Annotated in this window: 17 protein-coding genes; 11 read left to right on the forward strand and 6 right to left on the reverse strand. The window is 73.7% G+C overall.

The genetic code is table 11. The features are described from left to right. The first annotated feature begins 36 nt into the window (after positions 1 to 36). Genes WMF24_RS46960 through WMF24_RS46975 form a run of 4 tightly spaced genes read left to right on the forward strand, consistent with a single transcriptional unit; the run spans position 37 to position 4,550 of the window. Positions 37 to 1,161, forward strand: a complete 1,125-nt coding sequence (locus WMF24_RS46960) for a glycosyltransferase family 4 protein (RefSeq protein ID WP_437734012.1) — start codon at positions 37 to 39, stop codon at positions 1,159 to 1,161. Beyond that, a complete protein-coding gene (locus tag WMF24_RS46965) occupies positions 1,158 to 2,399 on the forward strand; it encodes a CgeB family protein (RefSeq protein WP_437734013.1) in 1,242 nt (413 codons plus the stop codon). The genes WMF24_RS46960 and WMF24_RS46965 overlap by 4 nt, the downstream gene beginning before the upstream one ends. Then, positions 2,396 to 3,550, forward strand: coding sequence for a CgeB family protein (locus tag WMF24_RS46970; RefSeq protein ID WP_437734014.1), 1,155 nt, complete (start codon positions 2,396 to 2,398; stop codon positions 3,548 to 3,550). The genes WMF24_RS46965 and WMF24_RS46970 overlap by 4 nt, the downstream gene beginning before the upstream one ends. Then, positions 3,543 to 4,550 carry a UDP-glucuronic acid decarboxylase family protein gene (locus WMF24_RS46975; RefSeq protein ID WP_437734015.1) on the forward strand — a complete coding sequence of 336 codons (1,008 nt, stop codon included), beginning with the start codon at positions 3,543 to 3,545 and terminating at the stop codon, positions 4,548 to 4,550. The genes WMF24_RS46970 and WMF24_RS46975 overlap by 8 nt, the downstream gene beginning before the upstream one ends. 125 nt (positions 4,551 to 4,675) lie before the next feature. On the opposite strand, the gene WMF24_RS46980 is transcribed toward WMF24_RS46975, so the two are convergent. Beyond that, on the reverse strand, positions 4,676 to 5,878 hold the full coding sequence (locus tag WMF24_RS46980; RefSeq protein ID WP_437734016.1) for a lanthionine synthetase C family protein: 1,203 nt from the start codon (positions 5,876 to 5,878) through the stop codon (positions 4,676 to 4,678). 18 nt (positions 5,879 to 5,896) lie between these two features. Then, entirely contained in the window at positions 5,897 to 6,727 is an 831-nt protein-coding gene (locus WMF24_RS46985) for a DUF4328 domain-containing protein (RefSeq protein WP_437734017.1), read from the reverse strand. Between the two features lie 274 nt (positions 6,728 to 7,001). Here WMF24_RS46985 and WMF24_RS46990 point away from each other — a divergent pair, with 274 nt between their 5' ends. Continuing rightward, the gene (locus WMF24_RS46990; RefSeq protein ID WP_437734018.1) at positions 7,002 to 9,209 is read left to right on the forward strand and encodes a beta-propeller domain-containing protein; all 2,208 of its coding nucleotides are present in this window, start codon (positions 7,002 to 7,004) and stop codon (positions 9,207 to 9,209) included. A gap of 57 nt (positions 9,210 to 9,266) precedes the next feature. Continuing rightward, on the forward strand, positions 9,267 to 10,205 hold the full coding sequence (locus tag WMF24_RS46995; protein WP_437734019.1) for a phosphatase PAP2 family protein: 939 nt from the start codon (positions 9,267 to 9,269) through the stop codon (positions 10,203 to 10,205). A 31-nt stretch (positions 10,206 to 10,236) separates the two neighbouring features. On the opposite strand, the gene WMF24_RS47000 is transcribed toward WMF24_RS46995, so the two are convergent. Both WMF24_RS47000 and WMF24_RS47005 read right to left on the reverse strand, forming a co-directional pair. Continuing rightward, positions 10,237 to 11,730 (reverse strand): Do family serine endopeptidase, encoded by a 1,494-nt coding sequence (locus WMF24_RS47000; RefSeq protein WP_437734020.1) that lies wholly within the window; start codon positions 11,728 to 11,730, stop codon positions 10,237 to 10,239. A 307-nt stretch (positions 11,731 to 12,037) separates the two neighbouring features. Continuing rightward, positions 12,038 to 13,795, reverse strand: coding sequence for a sensor histidine kinase (locus WMF24_RS47005; RefSeq protein WP_437734021.1), 1,758 nt, complete (start codon positions 13,793 to 13,795; stop codon positions 12,038 to 12,040). Between the two features lie 393 nt (positions 13,796 to 14,188). On the opposite strand from WMF24_RS47005, the gene WMF24_RS47010 reads away from it, so the two are divergent. The 5 genes from WMF24_RS47010 to WMF24_RS47030 all read left to right on the forward strand — a co-directional run bounded on the left by WMF24_RS47010 (position 14,189) and on the right by WMF24_RS47030 (position 19,475). Continuing rightward, the gene (locus tag WMF24_RS47010; protein WP_437734022.1) at positions 14,189 to 16,171 is read left to right on the forward strand and encodes a methyl-accepting chemotaxis protein; all 1,983 of its coding nucleotides are present in this window, start codon (positions 14,189 to 14,191) and stop codon (positions 16,169 to 16,171) included. Positions 16,172 to 16,217: 46 nt separating this feature from the next. Continuing rightward, complete coding sequence (locus WMF24_RS47015) at positions 16,218 to 17,249, forward strand: FHA domain-containing protein (RefSeq protein ID WP_437734023.1); 1,032 nt, start codon at positions 16,218 to 16,220, stop codon at positions 17,247 to 17,249. 55 nt (positions 17,250 to 17,304) lie between these two features. Then, positions 17,305 to 17,769, forward strand: coding sequence for a 1,2-dihydroxy-3-keto-5-methylthiopentene dioxygenase (locus WMF24_RS47020; protein ID WP_437734024.1), 465 nt, complete (start codon positions 17,305 to 17,307; stop codon positions 17,767 to 17,769). A gap of 13 nt (positions 17,770 to 17,782) precedes the next feature. After that, positions 17,783 to 18,151 (forward strand): cupin domain-containing protein, encoded by a 369-nt coding sequence (locus WMF24_RS47025; protein ID WP_437734025.1) that lies wholly within the window; start codon positions 17,783 to 17,785, stop codon positions 18,149 to 18,151. Positions 18,152 to 18,311: 160 nt separating this feature from the next. Then, positions 18,312 to 19,475 carry a flavin reductase gene (locus tag WMF24_RS47030; RefSeq protein WP_437734026.1) on the forward strand — a complete coding sequence of 388 codons (1,164 nt, stop codon included), beginning with the start codon at positions 18,312 to 18,314 and terminating at the stop codon, positions 19,473 to 19,475. A gap of 64 nt (positions 19,476 to 19,539) precedes the next feature. On the opposite strand, the gene WMF24_RS47035 is transcribed toward WMF24_RS47030, so the two are convergent. Both WMF24_RS47035 and WMF24_RS47040 read right to left on the reverse strand, forming a co-directional pair. After that, on the reverse strand, positions 19,540 to 20,451 hold the full coding sequence (locus tag WMF24_RS47035) for a methylenetetrahydrofolate reductase (protein WP_437734027.1): 912 nt from the start codon (positions 20,449 to 20,451) through the stop codon (positions 19,540 to 19,542). A gap of 20 nt (positions 20,452 to 20,471) precedes the next feature. Then, positions 20,472 to 20,759, reverse strand: a complete 288-nt coding sequence (locus WMF24_RS47040) for an MSMEG_0570 family nitrogen starvation response protein (protein ID WP_437734028.1) — start codon at positions 20,757 to 20,759, stop codon at positions 20,472 to 20,474. Between the last annotated feature and the right edge of the window lie 3 nt (positions 20,760 to 20,762).

Consider the following 20,762-nt stretch of genomic DNA (forward strand, 5'->3'; position numbering starts at 1 on the left):
GCGGCGGCGCCTCGGCCGCGGCCTGGACGCGTGCTGATGACCGCCGAGCCGCACGGCGGCGTGTGGACCTCCGCGATCGAGCTCGCCGGGGCGCTCTCACGCGCCGGCGTGGCCACGGTGCTCGCGGTGCTCGGCGAGCCGCTGTCGCCCGCGGCGCGCGCGGACGCGGCCGCCATCCCGGGGCTCGAGCTCGCCGAGGGCGCCTACCGGCTCGAGTGGATGGACGACCCGTGGGACGACGTGGCGGCCGCGGGCGACTGGCTGCTCGGCCTCGAGGAGCGGACGCGGCCCGACCTCGTCCATCTGAACGGGTACTGCCACGCGGCCCTGCCGTTCGTGGCGCCGCGCGTCGTCGTGGCGCACGCGTGCGCGCTGTCGTGGTGGCGCGCCGTGCACCGGCGGCCGGCGCCGGTGCGCTACGAGCGGTACCGCGCGCGCGTCGCGGAGGGGCTCCGCGCCGCGGAGGCCGTCGTCGCGCCGAGCGCGGCGATGCTGAGCGCGCTCGCGGGCGAGTACGGGGCGCTCGGCGTCGGCCGCGGCCACGTCATCCCGCACGCGCGCGACAGGCGGCGGTTCGCGCCCGCGGCGAAGGAGGCGTTCGTCTTCGCGGCCGGCCGGCTCTGGGACGAGGCAAAGAACCTCGCCGCCCTCGAGAAGGTCGCGCCCCGCCTCCCGTGGCCGGTGCTCGTGGCGGGGAGCGACGTCGCGCCGGGCGGCGTCGGGCGCCGCAGCGGGGAGAGCCTCTGCTCGCTCGGGTGGGTGAGCGAGGGCGAGCTCGCGTGGTGGATGGGCCGCGCCGCGATCTACGCCTCCCCGGCGCGGTACGAGCCGTTCGGCATGTCGATCCTCGAGGCCGGCCTCTCGGGCTGCGCGCTCGTGCTCGGCGACCTGCCGAGCCTGCGCGAGATCTGGCGCGACGCCGCGGTCTACGTCCCCGCGGACGACGCGGCCGCGCTCGCGGGCGCGCTCGAGCAGCTCATCCGGGACGCCGCGCGCCGCGACGCGCTCGGCGCGCTCGCCCGGCGGCGCGCCGTGCGCTTCAGCCCGCGCGCCATGGCCCGCCGCTACCTCGACGTCTACGCCCTCGCGCTCGCGGCCCGGCCAGCGGCGCCCCGGCTGGACGGCCCTCCCTCCTCGACGACGCCCTGCGGGACACCATGAAAATAGCGCTCTTCTGTCGCTCGCTGCTCTCCGATCGGGACCACCACGGGAGCGCGCGCTTCCTCCGCGGCGTCGCGGCGGAGCTCGACGCGCGCGGTCACGACGTCCTCGTCTTCGAGCCGCTCGACCCGCCCGAGCCCTCCGCGCCGCCCTCCGCGCTGGGCGACGCCCGGCCCGCCCCGCGCGCCGCCGCGGCCTGCGCCCACGCCGCGTGGCTCGACGCGGCCGCCGTCTACCCGCGCCTGTATCCGCGCCGCTACGCGCTCGCCGCGCTGGACCTCGACGCCGCGCTCGAGGGCGTCGACGCCGCGCTCGTCCACGAGCGGAGCGACGCCGCGCTCGTCCGGCGCCTCGGCGAGCACCGCGCGATAGCGGGCGGCTACAGCCTCTTCTTCCACGACGCAGAGCGCCGCCTGCTCACCGATCCGGCCGCGATCGTGCGGCGCGATCTCTCCGGGTACGACTGCGTGCTCGGCGCCGCAAAGAGCCTCTGCGAGCTGTACCTGCGCCTCGGCGTCGCGGGGCGCGCGGTCGTGTGGCACGAGGCCGCCGACGCGCGCCTCTTCCGGCCGCTGCCGGAGGTCGAGAAGGAGCGCGATCTCGTGTGGATCGGCGACTGGGAGGACGGCGAGCGGGCCGCGGCGCTGCGCGAGCTCCTGATCGAGCCGGTGAGGGCGCTCGGGCTGCGCGCGCGCGTGCACGGGGCGGGCTACCCCGAGCGCGCGCGCGCGGAGCTCGCGGACGCCGGCGTCGAGCTCGCCGGCTGGCTGCCGGCCCACCTCGTGCCCGACGCCCTCGCGCGCGCCCGCGTCACGGTGCACATCCCGCCGCGGCCGCGGGACGCGCGGCGCGGCGGCGCCCCGGCGATGCGGGCCCTCGAGGCGCTCGCGTGCGGGATCCCGCTCGTGAGCGCGCCGTGGGGCGACGCCGAGCGCCTCCTCTCGCCCGGCCGCGACTACCTCGTCGCGCGCACCGGCGCGGAGATGACGGAGCACCTGCGCGCGCTCCTCGCCGACCCCGGCTTCGCGCGCGGCATCGCCGAGCACGGGCGCCGGACGGTGCTCGCGCGCCACACGTGCGCGCACCGCGTCGACACGCTGCTCGACCTCGTGGACGAGCTCCTCCTCGCGCCGTCGCTCCGGCCCGCCGGCGACGGGGAGGACGAGGTGGATCATCGCGGCCCGCCGTCCGGCGTCCGCCGCTGCCGCCCCGCGCACCCGAGGAGCCCGCTCGCATGAGCGCGTCCGGCTACAGCTACGTCTTCCTCGGGCCGCCCATCACCTCGCCGCGGGGCGACGAGCACGCGACGACCTACCGCGGGCTGCTCCGGGCGCTCGTCGAGCGCGGGCACACGGCGCTGTTCCTGGAGCGCGACGAGACGCCCTGCCCGGACGGCGACCTCGCGGCGCGCCGGCGCGGCGAGGTGGCGCGGTACGCGAGCCTCGAGGAGCTGAAGGACCGGTTCTCCGGGGCGGTGCGGCGGGCGGATCTCGTGATCGTCGGATCGCGCGTGCCCGAGGGGGCCGCCGTCGGCGCGTGGGCGACGGGCGAGGCGGGCGGCCGCGCCGCGTTCCACGACCTCGACACGCACGGCACGCTCCGCGATCTCGCGGCGGGGCAGCACGAGCACATCACGCCGGCGCTGCTGCCCCGCTACGACCTCTACCTGTCGTCGGCGGGCGGCCCGACGATCGAGCTCCTGGAGCGGCGTCACGGCGCGGCGCGGGCGCGCCCGCTGTACTGCGGCGTGGATCCGGAGATCTACTTCCCCGAGCCGTCGGCGTGCGTCTGGGATCTCGGCCACCTCGGCGATCACCGGGAGGATGTCCACGGCCCGCTGGAGCGCCTGCTCCTCCAGCCCGCGCGCCTCTTGCCGCGGTCGAGCTTCGCCGTCGCGGGGGCGGGCTACCCGGCGGGCGTCGACTTTCCGGAGAACGTGTCGCGCGTCGACCGCATCCCGGCGGGCGCGCACAGGGGCTTCTACAGCGCGCAGCGGTTCACGCTCGACGTGACGCCGCGGGGCGCGGCGGACGCCGGGTATTCGCCGGGCGCCCGCCTGTTCGAGGCGGCGGCGTGCGGCGCGGCGATCGTGAGCGACGGCTGGCCTGGGATCGACCGTTTCTTCCATCCGGGCGAGGAGATCCTGATCGCGCGGTCGACGGAGGACGCGCTGCGGCTGCTCTGCGACATGCCCGACCGGGCGCGCGCCGCGGTCGGGCGCCGCGCGCGCCGGCGCGCCCTCGCCGAGCACACGGCGGCGCACAGGGCGGAGGCGCTCGAGCGCCACACGCGCGAGGTCCTCGACGCGGGGAGCCGCCGTCGCGGCGGGGGTGGGCTCGGCGGTGTACGAGGGGCGGCATTGCGACAGCGGAGGTGTTCCGATGGTTGACGCGAACGGCAGGACGGTGGGGAGGTGCATGCGCATCCTGGTGACGGGGGGCGCCGGCTTCATCGGCTCGCACCTGTGCGAGCGGCTCCTCGCGGACGGCCACGAGGTGATCGCGCTCGACGACTTCTCGACGGGCTCGCCCGCCAACGTGGCGCACCTGATGCGGAGCAGCCGCTTCTGGCTCGTCGAGCACGACGTGACCGTGCCGTTCGATCACGAGGTCGACCGGATCTACAACATGGCGTCTCCGGCGAGCCCCGCGCGCTACCAGGTCGATCCGGTGCGCACGACGATGACGAACGTGCTCGGCGCGCTGCACGCGCTCTCGTGCGCCGAGCGCCACGGCGCGCGGCTCTTGCAGGCGTCGACGAGCGAGGTGTACGGCGACCCCGAGGTCCACCCGCAGCCGGAGGGCTACCTCGGCCGGGTGAACCCGGTCGGCGTGCGCGCCTGTTACGACGAGGGCAAGCGCTGCGCGGAGTCGCTCGTGATGGACTTCCACCGTCAGGGGCGCGCGTCGGGGCGGATCGCGCGGATCTTCAACACGTACGGGCCGCGGATGGCGATCGACGACGGGCGCGCGGTGAGCAACTTCATCGTGCAGGCGCTGCGGGGCGAGGAGCTGACGATCTACGGGACCGGCTCGCAGACGCGGAGCTTCTGTTACGTCGACGATCTCGTGGAGGGGTGTTTGCGGCTCATGGAGCACCCGGTGGAGGTGGGGCCGGTCAACCTGGGGAACCCCGTGGAGGTGACGGTGCTCGAGCTGGCGCAGGAGATCGTGCGGCTCACGGGCAGCGCGAGCCGGATCGCGTTCCGGCCGCTGCCCGAGGACGACCCGAGGCAGCGGCGCCCGATGATCGATCTCGCCCGGCGGACGCTGGGGTTCGAGCCGCGCGTCGCGCTGCGCCAGGGGCTCTACGCGACGATCCAGAGCTTCCGGGCGGCGCTCGCTGGGGCGGGGGAGGGGGCGCGGCGGGAGACGGCGCTGGCGAGCTGACGGGTCGATCCGGCGCCCTCTCCAGAGGAGCGAGCCGATGAGTTCAACCGGCGTGGCCGCGATCTGCGGTCAGGCTGCGGCGGCCAGGCCCGCCGGCTGCGGTCGGGCGGCGACGATCAGGCCCGTCACCACAAGCTGTCGATTCCCGGCATGCCGCGGCTGCGCCCCTCGAGGCAGTCGATCAGAAAGCACGCGAGCCCAGCGTCCCCCGTCCACAAGGTGTAGCGCCACTGGCCAGCTCGCTTGAGCTCGGCCTCGGACTGCGCCACGGCCCACATCGCGAAGTCGCGGGCGCGCTCGAGCCACGAGGCGTCTCCGGTGCGCCGGTACATCTCGAGGAGGGCGGCCCCGTTGCCGTCGGTGCCGTGGCACAGGGCCACCCCCTTCTCCAGCGGCCCGGCGGCCACGATCAGCCGCGCGCCCTGGATCAACAGGGGCAGCGCCTCGGGCAGCTCCGCGTGGCGCAGCGACGTGATGATCCCCGGCGCCCCGTGGCACCACTGCACGAGCGGCTTCGGCGGCCCTTCCGTCAGGGGAGGCCAGCTGGCCAGCTCTCCATCGATCTCCGCCAGACGGCCGAGCCCCTGCAGCGTCCGCGCGCGCAGCTCGGCCCGCTGCGCCGGGCTCAGCAGGGCCTGACCGCGCCAGAGCGGATTGAGGTTGCCGGCCCAGCCGTGGCCGGCGCCGACATAGCGGACCTGCTGGCCATACAGGTCCTGTTCCCACAACCAGACGTCGCGGGGCTCGTCGTGAATCCAGCTCTCCCACAGCGCCGCTGCGCTGTCGCGGAAGAGATCGGCCCAGCGCTCGTCCCCCGTCGCCTCGTGAAGGAACAGCGCCGCGAGCATCGTCCCTGGCGCGCCCCACAGCGCCTCGCGCGTCGGGTTGGCGCGGTTGTCGCGGATCATCCCGGCGAGGCGATCGGCCTTGTGCGCGTCGGGGCGCGCCAGACAGCACATCGTGAGCGGCGCGCTCTCGCCGAGGAACCACGACGGCACGCGCTCGCCGGTGTCGGGCGCGCGCGCGTAGTCGTCCAGCACCTGCTCGAAGATCTCGGGCAGGCTCATCGGCAGCTCGCAGAGGCCCGCCGCGGCGACGCGGGCGAGGGAGAGCCAGACGCCGCACGCGCCGAAGTACAGGCTCTGGAGCGGGCCGGGCGGCTCCTGTCCCCCGAAATCTTCGGCGTCGCGCGGATGCAGCGGCCAGTGCTGCCGGGCCCGGATCGCCAGCGCGTCGGCGGCCCATCGCTCTAGCCAGGCCTGCACCCGGCCGGGGTCCCACGCCTCGCGGGGGAGCGCGACATGTCGTGTCGGGATGTAGAGGGTCATTCCTTGCCTCCGCGCGCGCTACCGGGGCGCGTCGAATCCGGGCAACCTCGCGAGGTCCTGCCGCAACTGGCGATCTCGCTCGACGAGGCGGCCGTCGAGCTCGTCGTCGGACGCGTACCGCAGCCGTCGATGCCGCTCGGCGATGCGGCTGTCGACGGCCCGGACGACGCGCATGGCGAGCAGCGCGGCCGCTATCGCCGCGGCGTCGGAGGCGATGAACACGCCCCTCACCCGGATGAACTCGGCCACCGTCGTGTCGCGCAGGCTCGAGGCGATCCACCCGAGGACGCCGCTCGCGAGGTAGAGCCCCCACCACACCCCGATCGCGGCGTGGTGTACGGCGCCCGCGGGCGGGGCGTGCACCACCTCGACGCGCCGGTAGCCGGCCGCGCCGTCGAGCACAGGGCGCGGCGCCGGCTCGGGCGCGCCGTCCGGCGCGAGGCTGTCGTGCAGGTCGCGAAGCAGCTTGTAGGGCTGCACGAGGTTCACGACGGGGAGGAGAAAGGCCATGACCGCCTCGGACGGCGTCCAGGCAAAGCCGCGCACGAGCTCGAGCGCGTCGGCCGCGGCCACGGCCCGGGAGATCCAGCGCAGGAACAGCACGCCCGTCACGAGCCCGAGCGCGAGCTCGAGGAGACCGCCGGCCTCACGGAGGGAGTTGGCGAGCTCCCAGGCCCGCGCGGGCACCTCCGCCCGGCGGAGCAGCGCGATGTGCAAGGCCCCGACGAGGCCCGTGAACGCCCCCACCGCCGCCATCGCGCCGAGCCCGACGATCGCCGCGCGCGCGCGGCTGCGCGCCGCGCGGACGTCTCGGTCCCACGTCTCCCGAGCCTCGCTCCAGCCGCTCATCGGCAGGAGGCTAACAGCGCGGCGCGCTGCGTGGCAATCCGCGCGGCCGCGGGCCGCGGCAGGAACCGCCAGCAGACAGGGGCGCTGGACCGATGGGCCGCGACCGCCGGCGCGCCCCCGATCCGATCCTGTGAGTCATACCGGGCACGGGTGTGCCGTCGTGTGCCATCGAATTGGCTTCCAAGCATGCGGAATTATTGATCAAATCACGAGGCATGCCGCGTGCTTGCCCGCGGGCCGTCAATCCAACGGCGAACCGGCTCGGAGGCCTATCATGCGCTCACTCCCCAGGACGTTCACGCCCGTGTCTCTGCTGGCGCTCGGCGTCGGCTTCACCGCCTGTTCGGTCGTCTCGGGCGGCTCGGTCGGACAGAGCACCTCGGACGAGCCCGACGAGCCCGACGAGCCCGAGGTGATCACCGTCGCGCAGAGCGCGCTCACGCCGGCGGCGAGCTGCGATGAGGTCGAGGCGCTGCTCCGCGAGCGGCTGAAGCAGCACATGCTCAAATCGGTCGATGCGATACGGGAGAGCACCCTGAGCCGGATCGAACAGGGGTGCGACTGGTACTTCGACGGCGGCGTGGTGGCCAGCAGCGGCACCGGGGCCACGACGGGAGGAGGCCCCACCAGCCCGGCCGCCGGCGGAGACGCCGGCGGCGAGGCCGCCGAGTACTCGACGACGAACACGCAGGAGGCGGACGTCGACGAGGCGGACTTCATCAAGAACGACGGAGGGCACGTCTACCTCCTCGCCCACGGAAAGCTCCAGATCTTCGACGCGTGGCCCGCCGCCGAGACGCACCGCCTCGCGTCGGTCGCGATCGAGGGGGAGCCGAAGAAGCTCTTCGTCCACGACAAGCGCGCCCTCGTGTACTCGTCGCTGACCCCGGCGTCCGGCGGCGATTACACTCAGCACCCCGGCGGCGAGTGCACGTACGGATACGACTGCGAGTTCACGGGAGACGGCTGGCCGCTCGTGGTCACCGAGCTCGATCTGAGCGACCTCTCCGCGCCGACCGTCGTGCGAACGATGAAGTTCTCCGGCTCGCTCATCAACGCCCGGCGCATCGGCAACGTCGTGCACACGGTCGTTTCCTCCCCCGAGCCGACGGTGGACGGGCTCTCGTGGCTCCCGGACGGCATCGACGCCTGCGCCCTCGCCGAGGAGGGGCTCAACCCGGGGACCGTCGACGCGGTGAACGACGCGTTCGACGCGCTCGTGCAGGAGAACCTCGAGCTCATCGACGCGGCCCCGCTCGACCTGGAGCTGCCCACCGTCGAGGACACGATCTACCGGGACGGCGTGGCGCACCCGAGGGGCGACGACCCGTTCGCGGGGTGCGAGAACTATTACCTGTCGAACACCGGCGACGGCCATAGCTTCCTCTCGGTCGTCTCGACCGAGCTCGGCGGCGAGGGGCTCGGGCAGACGACGGTCGTCGGCAAGCCGGGCGCCGTCTACGCGAACGCCGGGTCGCTGTACGTGGCGAGCCGGCACACGTACGGCGAGACGTACGGCTGGTTCTACGACGACGGGAAGGCGACGCCCGAGGCGACGACCGTCCACCAGTTCGCCCTCCGCGACAGCGCCACGCCGAGCGCCTACATGGGGAGCGGCGTCGTGAAGGGGCGCGTGCTCAACCAGTTCGCCATGAGCGAGCACGAAGGCTATCTGCGCGTGGCGACGACGACGGGGCACCTGCCCGATCCGGACACGCACAACACGGTCGCCTCGATGAAGCTCGAGGGCGGCGAGATCGTCGTCAAGGGCGTCGCGGACAACCTCGCTCCGGGGGAGGACATCCGGTCCGTGCGCTTCCACGGCGACGTGGGGTTCATGGTGACGTTCAAGAAGACGGACCCGCTCTTCACGCTCGACCTCTCGAACCCCGAGGCGCCGAGGGTGCGCGGCGAGCTCAAGATCCCCGGGTTCTCGACCTACATGCACATGATCGACCCGGGGCACGTCATGAGCATCGGATACGACGCCGACGATCAGGGGGACTTCGCGTTCTTCCAGGGCATCATGCTCCAGATCTTCGACGTGACGAACCTCGATGATCCGAAGCTCACGCACAAGGAGGTGATCGGGACGCGCGGCTCCACGAGCGACGCCGCGACAGACCACCTCGCGTTCAACTACTTCGCCCAGCGGGGGCTCCTCGGCATCCCCATGGTCATCTGCGAGGGCGGGGGCGGCGGCCAGTTCGGCGACGCGATGAAGTTCAGCGGGCTCCTCGTCTACAAGGTCGATGTCGACGAGGGCTTCACCTCCGTCGGCGGCGTCCCGCACCCGCTGCCCGACACGAGCTCGGACCCGTACTACGCCGGCTGCTCGAGCTGGTGGACCCAGTCGAACTCGTACGTGAAGCGCAGCGTGTTCCTGGAGGACTACGTCTACTCCGTGTCGGAGGACGAGATCCGCGTCGCCCATGTCAGCGACCTCGCGTCGCCCGCGGCGGTCGTGTCGCTCGCCCCGTGAGCGAGCTCGGCGGCGCTGCCTGGCCGGACCGGCCCGGCAGCGTGCTAGAGCTGCGCCATGGAAGCGCTGGATCTGAGCGCCGAGCAGCTCGCCGCGGCGGTCGGCGCAAGGCCGTTCCTGCTGCTCGCGCTGCTCCTGACCGGGACGGTCGGCCCCATCCTCGGGCTCGTCGCGGTCGCCCGCCTCTCCGAGCGCCACGCGCGCGCGCTGTGGGGGCGGGCCATCCGGGCCTACGGCGCGGCGGCCGAGCACCCGGTCACGCAGCGGCTCGCGACCGCGTTCCCCGCGGTCGCGCGCGTGCTCCGCGAGCTCTCCGCGGCCGAGTACCTCGTCATCCACCTCGGCCTCGGCCTCGCGGTCAGCGTCGCCGCGCTCGTGTTCATCGCGCTCGCGGAGGCGGTGAGCGGGGGCTCGCCGCTCGTCCAGGTCGATCTCGCGCTCGCCCGCGCGCTCCACGGCGCGACGAGCGGCGCCGGCGTGGCGGCGCTCGGCGCCTTCACCCACCTCGGCAGCGGCTGGGCGCTCACCGTCGTCGCGATCGCCGTGGCCGCGGTGCTCCTCGGGCGAGGGGAGCGCGTCCTCGCGGTCGGGTGGCTCATCGCGCTCGCCGGGGGCGGGCTCCTCAACTACGCGCTCAAGGCCCTGTTCGCGCGGCCGCGGCCGTCGTTCGACGAGCCGCTCGCCGTCGCCGCGGGGTGGAGCTTCCCGAGCGGTCACTCGATGGGCACGTTCGTCACCTTCGGGATGCTCTCGTACCTCGGGGTCCTCTTCGCCCGGACGCTCCGCGTCCGCCTCGCGATCGTCGCGCTCGCGATGAGCTGGACCGTGGCGATGGGCTTCAGCCGGATGTACCTCGGCGTCCACTACCTGAGCGACGTGCTCGCGGGCTTCGCGGCGGGCAGCATGTGGCTGGCCGTCTGCGTCTCGGGGATCGAGGTCGCGCGGCGCAGGCCGGGCAGGGCGGTCACGCCGGGCGACCAGCCGATCGCGGACTGAGCGGCCGGCCGCGGGCCGCGCCCGGCGCGCATCACCGCTCGACGAGCACGAACCGCGTCCGCCCGTCCCGCCACGCCAGCAGCAGCACCGGCCGGCCGCCTGTCGCGTCGACCTCCTGCTTCAGCTGCTCGGGGCTCGTCACCGGCTTCCGGTTCGCCTCGAGGATCACGTCCCCCGCGCCGAGCCCCGCCCGCGCCGCGGGGCTGCCGGGGCCGAGCCCCACGACGAGCGCGCCCTTCACGCCGTCGGGGATCTCGAACCGCCGCCGCAGATCGTCCGAGAGCGGCGCGACCTCGATCCCGAGCGCGCCCGTCGACGCCGGCGCCTGCACGGGCGCCTCCGGCTTCGGCTCCGGCAGCTCGTCGAGCGTCGCGGTGAGCTCCAGGGTCCGCCCGTCGCGGAGCACGCGCAGCGCCACCTCGGCGCCCGGCTTCGACTCGGCGACGCGCATCCGCAGGTCGCGGCCGTCGTCCAGGTGCTCGCCGCGCAGCGCGACGACCACGTCGCCGCGCCGGAGGCCCGCCTTCTCCGCGGCGCTCCCCTCGGAGACGTCGCTGACGACGGCGCCGCGCGTGTCCGCCGGCAGCCCGAGCGCCTCGGCGAGCGCGGGCGTGACGTCCTGGATCGCGACGCCGAGCGCGCCGCGGATCACGCGGCCGTGCTCGAGGATCTGCTCCATCACCGCGCGGGCGAGCTTCGACGGCACGGCGAACCCGATCCCCTGGTTGCCCTGCGCGCCGCGCGCGAGGATCGCCGTGTTGATGCCGATGAGCTCCCCCGCCATGTTGATGAGCGCGCCGCCCGAGTTGCCCGGGTTGATGGCCGCGTCGGTCTGGAGGAAGTCTTCGTAGTCGACGATGCCCATGTTGCCGCGGCCGACCGCGCTGATGATCCCCTGGGTGACCGTCTGGCCGATGCCGAACGGGTTGCCGATCGCGAGCGCGAAGTCGCCGACGCGCACGGCGCCCGAGTCGCCGAACGGGGTGAACGCGAACTCGCCCCCCTCGAGCTTGAGCACCGCGATGTCGGTCCTCGCGTCCACGCCCACGACCTCGGCCCTCATCTCGGGCCTGCCCGGCAGCGCGACGCGGACCTGACTGGCGTCCTGCACGACGTGCGCGTTGGTGATCACGTGCCCCTCGCGCGAGACGATCACGCCCGATCCGACGCTCTGCTCGCGCTGGACGCGCGGGCCCGGCAGCGGCTGTTCCTCGGGCCCGTTGCGCCCGCGGTCCTGGTGCGGCCCGAAGAACTCGCGGAAGAGCGGGTCGGAGAAGAACGGGATGCGCTCCGGCGTCGGCGGCCGGACGAAGCGCACCGAGGAGACGTTCACGACCGCGGCGCTCACGCGCGACACGATCGGCGCGAAGCCCGCCTGGAGCGACACCGCGTCCCGCGCGGAGGGCGGCACGTCGAGCGGCCCCGGCGCGGGCGGCGGAGCGGCCTCGGCGATCTGCTCGCCCCGGGAGCGGTCCGGGCGGTCGAGGCAACCGAGCGGGAGACCGAGCGGAAGCGCGGCGATCACGGCGAGAGGAAGAGCCCAGCGTGCGTGCATGCCGCCGCGCCATTCATGTCCCGTGCCCCGCGCGCCGCGCGCGGCCCCGTCCCGCAGCGTGGATGAGCCGGCCGTCGCCCGCCGGAGGGGCGGCGTCGGCCCTTCGCCCCACGGCCGCCCTCATCCACCCCTTTGCTTCAGGGGAACGACCGCGGATCCCCGCCGGGACCCCATCGCCGATGGGGCGTTTTGCCGCGCGCGCTCCCGGCGGACCGTTGCGCTGTGGCGCGCTCGCCGCGCCCGCGCGGGCGTCGATGTGTGCGCCCGGCAGCGCGGCTCACGGCGCCTCCGGCCCCCTGGGCCGCAGCGTGGTGTCCGCGGGCGGCTTCTCGAGGAGGGGCGGCCCCGCGACGGGCAGCCATATCTCGAAGACCGCGCCCCCCTTCTGGGCCTTGCGGTAGCTGATCTCCCCGCCGTGCTCGAACACGATCCGCTGCGCGATCGCGAGCCCGAGCCCCGTCCCCTTCTCCTTGCTCGTCGCGTACGGCTCGAACAGCCGCGGCACCATCTCCTCCGCCACGCCGGGCCCGTTGTCGCGCACGACGATGCGCACGCGGTCGTTCGGCAGCGGGCCGATCGTCACCGACACGCGCGGATCGCGCCGGACGCCGCTCGCCGCGTCGATGCCGTTCTGGACGAGGTTCGTGAGCACCTGGATGATCTGGTCCCTGTCGGCGGACACCCTCGGGATCGGGTCGGCCACGAGCTCCACGCGCGGCGGCGCCGCCCCGCCCGTCCCGCCGGCGGTCGGCTCGCCCGACGCCGGCGCGGCGTGCAGCGTGACGACCCCGCGCGCGACGGCGACGAGATCGACGGGCTCGAGGTTCGGCGGCGGCAGGCGCGCGAACCGGGTGAACTCGGTCACGATGTTCGCGATCCGGTGCACCTCGTCGAGCACCGTCGACGTCGCCTCCTCGAAGTAGTCGTCGAACGCCGGATCGTCGCGCTGCCGCAGCCGGCGCAGCGTCTCCACCGCCGCGCGGATCGGCGCGAGCGGGTTCTTGATCTCGTGCGCGATCTGGCGCGCCACCTCGCGCCGCGCCGCGATGCGCTCCGTCGCGGCCAGGCGCTTGCGCATCGCCGCGAGCTCGTCGATCGTCGCGTTGAACGCCGCCGCGAGATCCGCGATCTCCCGCCCGCCGCGCCCCTCGACGCGCCGCGGCGCGCCGCTCATCACCTCGCGCGTCTCGCGGGCCAGCGCCACGAGCGGCCGCGACAGGCTGCGCGCCAGCACCACGGCGATCGCGAGCGCGATCGCCAGCACCGTCGCGCCGGTCAGGGCGATCGACCGATCCAGCCGCGCGAGCGCCTGCCGGAGCGGGTCGCGCGACACCGACGCGACGACGTCGAGGCCCGGGACCTCCGGGAAGTGCAGGACGCGCACCACCTCGGCGTCGCTGCTCCTGGGCTCCGGCTGCCCCTCGCGCGCCGACGTGAGGCGCACGTCGTACGCCTCGCCGATGCGCGCGAGCACCGGGCCGATCCGCCGCGCGCCCACGAGGCCGAGCGTCACCCCGTGGCCCGTCAGCGCGCAGTGGACCTCCAGCGACGGCTCGCCGCCCGCCCTGGCCGGCCGGAGCCGCGGCGCGCCCCCGGGCGCCTTGATGAGCTCCGCGAGCCGCCGGTCGCGGGCGCCGGTGCGCGCGGCGTCCTCGGCCCCGAGGATGGCCCCGTTGCCCGCCACGAGCGACAGCTCGTCGAGCCGCAGCGCCTTGGCCTGGCTCGGCACCTGCCGGGCGAGCGCGATGCGGCTCCCCGGATCCATGGCGTCCGGGTCGCCCTTGGCCCGCTCGAGCTCGACGTGGGCCTTGTCCACGAACGTGTCGTGCCGGCAGAGCGGCGGCAACAGATCGCGCAGGGCGTCGGCCTCCCACGCGAGCTGCTGCCGCACGCCGGCGTGCGCCGCGTCGATGCGGTCGGCGAAGCCGCTCTCGATGATCTCGCGCGACGCCTCGCGGAGGGTCAGGCCGACGAACGCGGTCGCGATGATCGCGACGAGCCCGAAGGCGAGCAGGAGGCGAGCGGCGAGGGGCATGGCTGGTCCGCCACGGCCGCCCGGCCGTCCCGGCCGGGCGGCCAGGCGGCCGCCGCGGTCCGCGGCGCCGGTGGGTCACGATACCAGAGGAAACTTCGCCTGTGCCGAGCCCTCCGCGGCGCGGCCCTTCTCCGGCTTGTCCCCCGTGAATACGCGATCGGGCGAGCGTCGTCCAAGTTCGTCGCGCTCTCCCCAGCCTCGCTGGCCCGACCCTGCGCCTCTGCCCAGGAGCGCGCGCTGCGCGCCCGCCTGGTCGCGGTGGGCGGCCGCGCTTCTGCCGCGCGCTCTCCTTGCACCGGGGGGCACTCGCCTCTTACGCTCGGTCGTCCTTCGAGGTCGCCGGGCGCGCGCTGGCCAACGCGCGCGCCGCACGGCCGCGCTGGAACGCACGAAATGAACTCCAAGCAGCTCTCGATCGCTGGAATCCTCCTGCTCGTCGGTCTCGCGTTGAGCTTCGCGTCGAAGGCGCTGGCGGAGTACACGGGCCAGCTCTTCATGACGTTCGGCCTCTCCGCGACGGTGGCGGTGCTGTACGCGAGCTTCTCGGCCAGGGGCGAGGTCCCCCTCGGGGGCCTGCGCGACGCGCTCCGCGCGGCGGCGCGCGGCAAGCGGCCCAAGCTGCCCGAGGGCGCTCCCCCCGACCTCGCGGACACCTACGAGCAGATCGCCGAGCTCGCCGGCCGCCAGGCCGAGCTCGCGGAGGAGCGCCACGCGCTCTCCGAGGAGCGCGACAAGCTCGCCCGCGAGCGCGACGGCCTGAGCCGCGAGCGCGACGGCGTCGAGCGGCAGCGCGACGCCCTGGAGAAGGAGCGGGACAACCTGAGCCGCGAGCGCGACGGGCTCCTGAAGGAGCGCGACGCGCTCGAGCGGGAGTGCGCGTCGCTCACCCGCAAGGTGAACGACCTCGCGCAGCGGGGCCCCGACATCGACGTCGACGCGCTCGTGGACGCCGTGCTGCGCGCGATGACCGGCGAGCGGGTGCGCGTCCCGCCGGGCGCGCCGCCGGAGCTCTCGCGGCTCTACACGGAGCTCACCGGCATCGCGGAGCGGATCTCCCAGGCCGAGCTGCGCGACAAGCAGCGCCGGACGGAGCTGGCCCAGGCGACCAACCTCCTCGACGAGCTCCTGCCCAAGCTCAGCGACGGCGTGAGCAGCGTCATGCACGCGAGCGAGCAGGCGATCGTGTACATCCGCGACATGATCACCGCGCTCGCGAACATCGCGCAGTCGGTCGAGTCGCTCGCGTCGAGCGCCGAGGAGTCGAGCTCGAGCATCCTCGAGATGACGGCCACGAACGAGGAGGTCGCCGAGAACGTCGGCGAGCTCGGGTCGAGCGTGCGCGAGACGGTCTCGTCGATCGAGGAGATGGCCTACTCCATCCGCGAGGTCGCGAAGAACGTCGACGCCCTGGCGCTGACGGCCGAGGAGACGAGCTCCTCGATGAACCAGATGGACGTCTCGATCGACCAGGTCCAGTCGAACGCGAACGAGACGGCGCGGCTCTCCGAGGAGGTGGCGACCGACGCCGAGAAGGGCGCCGAGGCGATCCTGAAGACGATCGGCGAGATCTACCGCATCAAGGAGTCGAGCCAGGAGGCGGTGGCCGTCATCTCGAACCTCGGCTTCCGCATCGAGGCGATCGGCCAGATCCTGGCCGTCATCGACGACGTCGCCGAGCAGACGAACCTGCTCGCGCTGAACGCCGCGATCATCGCCGCCCAGGCGGGCGAGCACGGCAAGGGCTTCGCCGTCGTCGCCGACGAGATCAAGGACCTCGCCGAGCGCGCCGGCGGCAGCACGAAGGAGATCGCGGAGCTCATCAAGACCATCCAGTCCGAGTCGAAGAACGCGATCGCCGCCGTCGAGCGCGGCGCCCACAACGTCGACCGCGGCGTCGAGGTGTCGAACGAGGCCGAGCGGGCCCTGAAGAAGATCCTGGAGAGCTCGCAGAAGTCGACGAACATGGTGCGCGCCATCGCCCGCGCCACGGTCGAGCAGGCCAAGGGGTCGAAGCAGGTCACGGACGCGATCGGCCGCATCGCCGAGACGGTGCAGCAGATCGCGGCCGCCACGGCGGAGCAGGCGCGCGGCTCGGAGCTCATCATGAAGAGCGCCGAGAAGATGCGGACGATCACGCAGCACGTGGAGCGGTCCAGCCAGGAGCAGGCGCGCGGCGGCCGCCAGATCACGAGCGCGATCGAGCAGATCTCGAACATGGTGCACAGCCTGAACGCCTCGCACCGCAGCCAGACGCGCGGCGGCGAGCAGCTCGTCGAGGCCGGCAAGCGCATCGAGGAGGCGGCGCGCCAGCAGGACCAGGCGGTGCGGCAGCTCGTCAGCGCCGCCGAGCGGATGCGTCGCACGGCGGCAATTTGACGCGTGGCTTGACGCGAGGCCGTCCTTCCGCGCGGAGGCAGCAGCGATGGCGCTGACGATCGTGGTGCTCGCGCCCGCCGACGCGGCGGACGCGGGGGGAGCGGGGAAGGAGCGCGGCGGCGAGCTCTCCCTGACGCTCGACGCGCCCCGCGTCATCATCGGCCGCGCGGAGGGCTGCGAGGTCCGCCTCCCCGACACGAGCGTGAGCCCCCGCCACGCGTCGATCCGGCAGCGCGGCGCGACGTACCTGCTCCTCGACGAGGGCAGCGACAACGGCACCTATCTCGGCAAGACGCGCATCGCCCCGCGCACGGCGATGCCGCTGCGCACCGGCGACCGCGTCCGCGTGGGCCGCGTTTGGCTGGAGCTCCGCATCGAGCCGGCGGTCCCCAGGGCCGCCCCGGCGGCCGCCGCCAAGGAGCTCGCCCTCGAGCTCGTCGCGCGCGGCCTCGCGGCGCAGGGCGAGGACCCTGCGCCGCGCGTCGTCGTCGTCGACGGCCCGGACCGCGGCCGCGCGCTTCACCTCGAGGAGTCGGGGCGGCCTTACATCCTCGGTCGCGCCAAGGACACCGACCTTGTCCTCGACGACCCGGACGTCTCGCGTCGCCATGTGGCCATTACGCGCAAGGGAGATCAATTCTCAGTTCAGGACCTCGGATCGCGCATCGGGGCTTTGCTTGACGGCGTTCCGGTGCCTCAGTTCGACACCATCTGGCGTCCTGGACAGGTGCTCGCGATCTCGGCGGTTCGGCTGATGTGCGAGCATCCAGCCGCGGAGGCGCTCGCGGAGATCGAGCGAAGTCCGTGCGAGCCGCTCCGTCCAGACGCGGTGTTCGACCTACCCGCGCCGCCCGCGCCGCCCGCGCCCGACGAGCCGCCGCCTGCGCCTTCCACACCGACGCCTTCGCCCGCTTCAGCGAGCACGCTGTCGCCGCTCGCGCGGCCTGCGGCGTCGACGCCTCGGGCGGTCCCGCAGGGGGGCGGGTGGGGTTTCACCGAGGCGCTCATTGCATTGCTCGCGCTCGGTGTGCTGGCCCTCAGCATTGCAGGTCTGATGTGGCTGCTCGGACGCGGTTAGTGTCTTGACGTCGCGCGCGCGCAGAGTTCGAAGTGCGCAGGCCCGGAGGGTGCGCATGCGTGCGATCCGAATGAGTGCTGACGGCGAGATCGAGTACACCGAGGCGGAGCTTCAGGCGGAAGGGATCCGGTGCGAGACGTTCGACCCGGGCGCTGCGGCGCCTGCGGTGCAGCGCCTCCAGGCGGAGCGTGGATGGACGGAGCACGAGGATGTCCGTCGCGACCTCAGCAGGCCTCGAGACGAGGCGGACAGCGCGAGAGACGCGGATGAGCACTGCCACCTCGGCGACGAGGTGCGGCTCTTCCTGGAGGGGCAGGGCCTTTATGACATCCGCTGCCTGAACGAAGAGTGGCTGCGCGTCTGGGTCGGCGCGGGCGATCTCGTCGTCGTGCCGGCGAAGCGCTATCACCGCTTCGTGGCGAGCAAGTCGAGCGCCCTCCACTACGTGCAGCCGTACGGCGGCCGCCACCTGCTCATGCAGCTCTACCGCGTGTCCGACGACCGGACGCGCGCGTTCTGACTCGAGGCCCCCGATGGATCGCCCTTACCGCCTCGTCACGTCCGCGACCCGCATCCCGGTCCCGGGCGGCAAGCTGATCGAGGAGCTCTTCGGCCGCGTGAACACGGGCACGGACGGCTTCAGCCTGGCGCACATGGTGGCCCCGCCGGGGTGGAGCGAGCCGGCGCAGACGCCCTCGTTCGGCGAGCTGACGCTGATGATCCGCGGCCGCATGCGGGTCGAGATCGCGGGCGAGACGGTCGACCTCACGGCCGGCCAGGCCATCTGGACGGAGCCGGATCAGCGCGTCCGTTACAGCAATCCGTTCGACGAGGAGAGCGAGTACTTCGCGCTCTGCATACCGGCCTTCGCGCCGGATCTCGCGCGGCGCGACGCCGGGTGAGCCGCGCGCCCCCGCGCCGGATGAGCGGCGCGAGCGGGCGCGACGCGGGCAGGCGCGCGGCGCAGACGGCCGCAGCGCGCGCGGGGGCGCGGCGCAGACGGCGCGAGCGCGCCGCGCAGATCGTGGACCCCGGGCGCGCGCCGAGCGCGTACTATGTCCCATGCTCTTCGATCCCGCGGAGTTCCGGAAGGTGCTGGGCCAGTTCGCGACCGGGGTCACGCTCGTGACCACGGTGCAGGACGGCGCGCCGGCGGCGATGACCGTGAACTCGTTCAGCGCCGTCTCGCTCGATCCGCCGCTCGTGCTGTTCTGCGCGGACAAGCGGTCGCGCACGAGCGCGGCGATCGAGGCGTCGGGCGTCTTCGCGGTGAACATCCTGCGCGAGCAGCAGCGGGACGTCTCGGACCTGTTCGCCGGCAAGGGCACGGACATCGACCGGCAGGCGGTCCTCACCGAGGCGCACGTGGCCGAGTCCGGCTGCCCCATCCTCAAGGACGTGCTGGCCTTCATCGATTGCAAGGTCGAGCACGCGTACGACGGGGGCGATCACATCGTCTATGTCGGCCGCGTGCTGGCGTCGGGGCGGGGCGAGGCGGGCGCGCCGCTCCTGTATTACCGGGGCACGTACCAGGCGCTGGACGACGCCTGGCGGTGGCGCGACCGCTATGCGGCGAAGGAGCAGGCGACCCCGTTTCACGAGCTCGTCGACTTCTTCGATCGCATGCAGGCGGAGGGGCCTTATGCGACGCTCATCGACGAGCTCGTCACGCTCGTCGATCCGGGCGTGGAGGACCGCTGCCTCGACCTCGGCTGCGGCACGGGCCGGCTGACGCGCGAGATGGGCCGCCGGTGCCACGAGGCGGTCGGGATCGACGCCACGGCGGCGATGGTGGAGCGCGCCTCGCAGCGGGCGAAGGCGCTCGGCCTGGACAACGTGACGTTCCGGGAGGCGCTCGCGACGCGGCTCCCGTTCCCCGACGCCTCGTTCGACGTGGTGACCTCGTCGAACCTGCTGCTCCACGTGCCCGAGCCGGGCGCGGTGCTCGCCGAGGCGGCGCGCGTGCTGCGGCCGGGCGGCCGCCTGGCGCTCCTCGAGCCAGCGCCCGTGATGAACCGCGTCGCCATGGCCGGCTACCTGCGCGGCCACCGGTACAACCCGCCCACGGCCCACGCGATGCTCGCCTGGGCCGACGCCGCGGAGGTCACCTACCGCCACACCGAGGACCGGCTCACCGCCGATCTGGGCGGCGCGGGCCTCGAGGTCGACCGCCGCGAGCGCCGGATGAACGGCCTCGCGCTGCTCTGGGTCGCCCACAAGCCCTGAGCGCCCGCCGCGCGGCTCGCGCCCGCGCCGCGCGCCCGCCGCGCGGCTCGCGCCCGCGCCGCGCTCACGCCGCCTGCCTGAGCCCCGCCTCCTCGACGAGCCGGGGCACCCAGTCCTCCGCGCCGATGGAGCGCATGTGGATGCCCGAAAGCCCCGGGATATCGCGGAGCCCCCGGATGAGCTCCAGCGTGATCCGGTAGCTCTCCCCCTCGGCGTCGCCGCTCTGGCGGACGCGCTCGATCAGGTGATCGGGGACGACGAGGCCAGGCACCTTCTGCAGGAAATTCAGCCGATCCACGCCGGCGAACGGGAAGATCGCCGCGATGAAGTGCGCGCGCTCGTGGAGCCCGCGCTCGACGACGGCCGCCATCCAGCGGCGCATCGGCGCGAGCTCGAACACGGCTTGCACCTGGATGAAGCTCGCGCCCGCGTCGATCTTCGCCCTGAGCCGGTCCATGGCCCCGGCGATCGCCTGCTCGCCGCAGGGGAAATCGATGGTCCCCACATGGAAGTAGGGCGCCGGCGACATCACGTCTCCGTTGAAGAGCTTCCCCTCGCGCGTCATCCGGCTCGTCAGCTCGATCGCCCTCGTGCTGTCGACGTCGCTCACCTCCTTGGCGTCCGGATCCGAGCCGATGGCGCACGGATAGCCGCCGAGGACGATGATGTTCGAGAGCCCGAGCGCCGCCATCCCGAGCAGGTCGCCCTGGAGGGCGATCTTGTTCTTGTGGCGGAGCGAGAACTGCAGCACCGGCTCGATCCCCTCCTGCTTCACGAGGTGGCCGACTGCCATGTTGGCGCAGCGCGCCTGGGAGAGCAGGTGATCGTTGATCTGCACGACATCGACGTGGTCCGCCATGCTCCGCGCGTGCTTCAAGAGCTTCTCCAGGTCGTGGTGACGCGGGGGCGTCAGCTCGGCGGACACGAGGAACCGGCGCTCGCAGAGGAGGCGCTCCATCTTCGACTTCGTCACCATGTGCTGCTCCTTCCGTCACTTCACTCGACGAACCTGACGACCCGGACCTTGACCCCGCTCTGGCCGCGGAAGCGGGCGGCGGCGGCCGCGATGCGCGCCGCCTCCGCCCGCGCCAGGCTGCAGGGGAACCCGTATTTCTTGAGGACCCGCTCGCTCGCGATGTCGAGCGCCTTCCGGCAGCGCGCCACGAAGTCGTCGACGTCGTAGCTCTCGCCGACCTCGATGTGCTCCTTCACGACGAGCGACGGGGAATAGCAGACCTGCTGCTCGCCGCTCGGCCACTCGACAACGAAGCGCATCTCCGGCATGGC

The organism is Sorangium sp. So ce1335 (assembly GCF_051521615.1).
Taxonomy (GTDB): Bacteria; Myxococcota_A; Polyangia; order Polyangiales; family Polyangiaceae; genus Sorangium.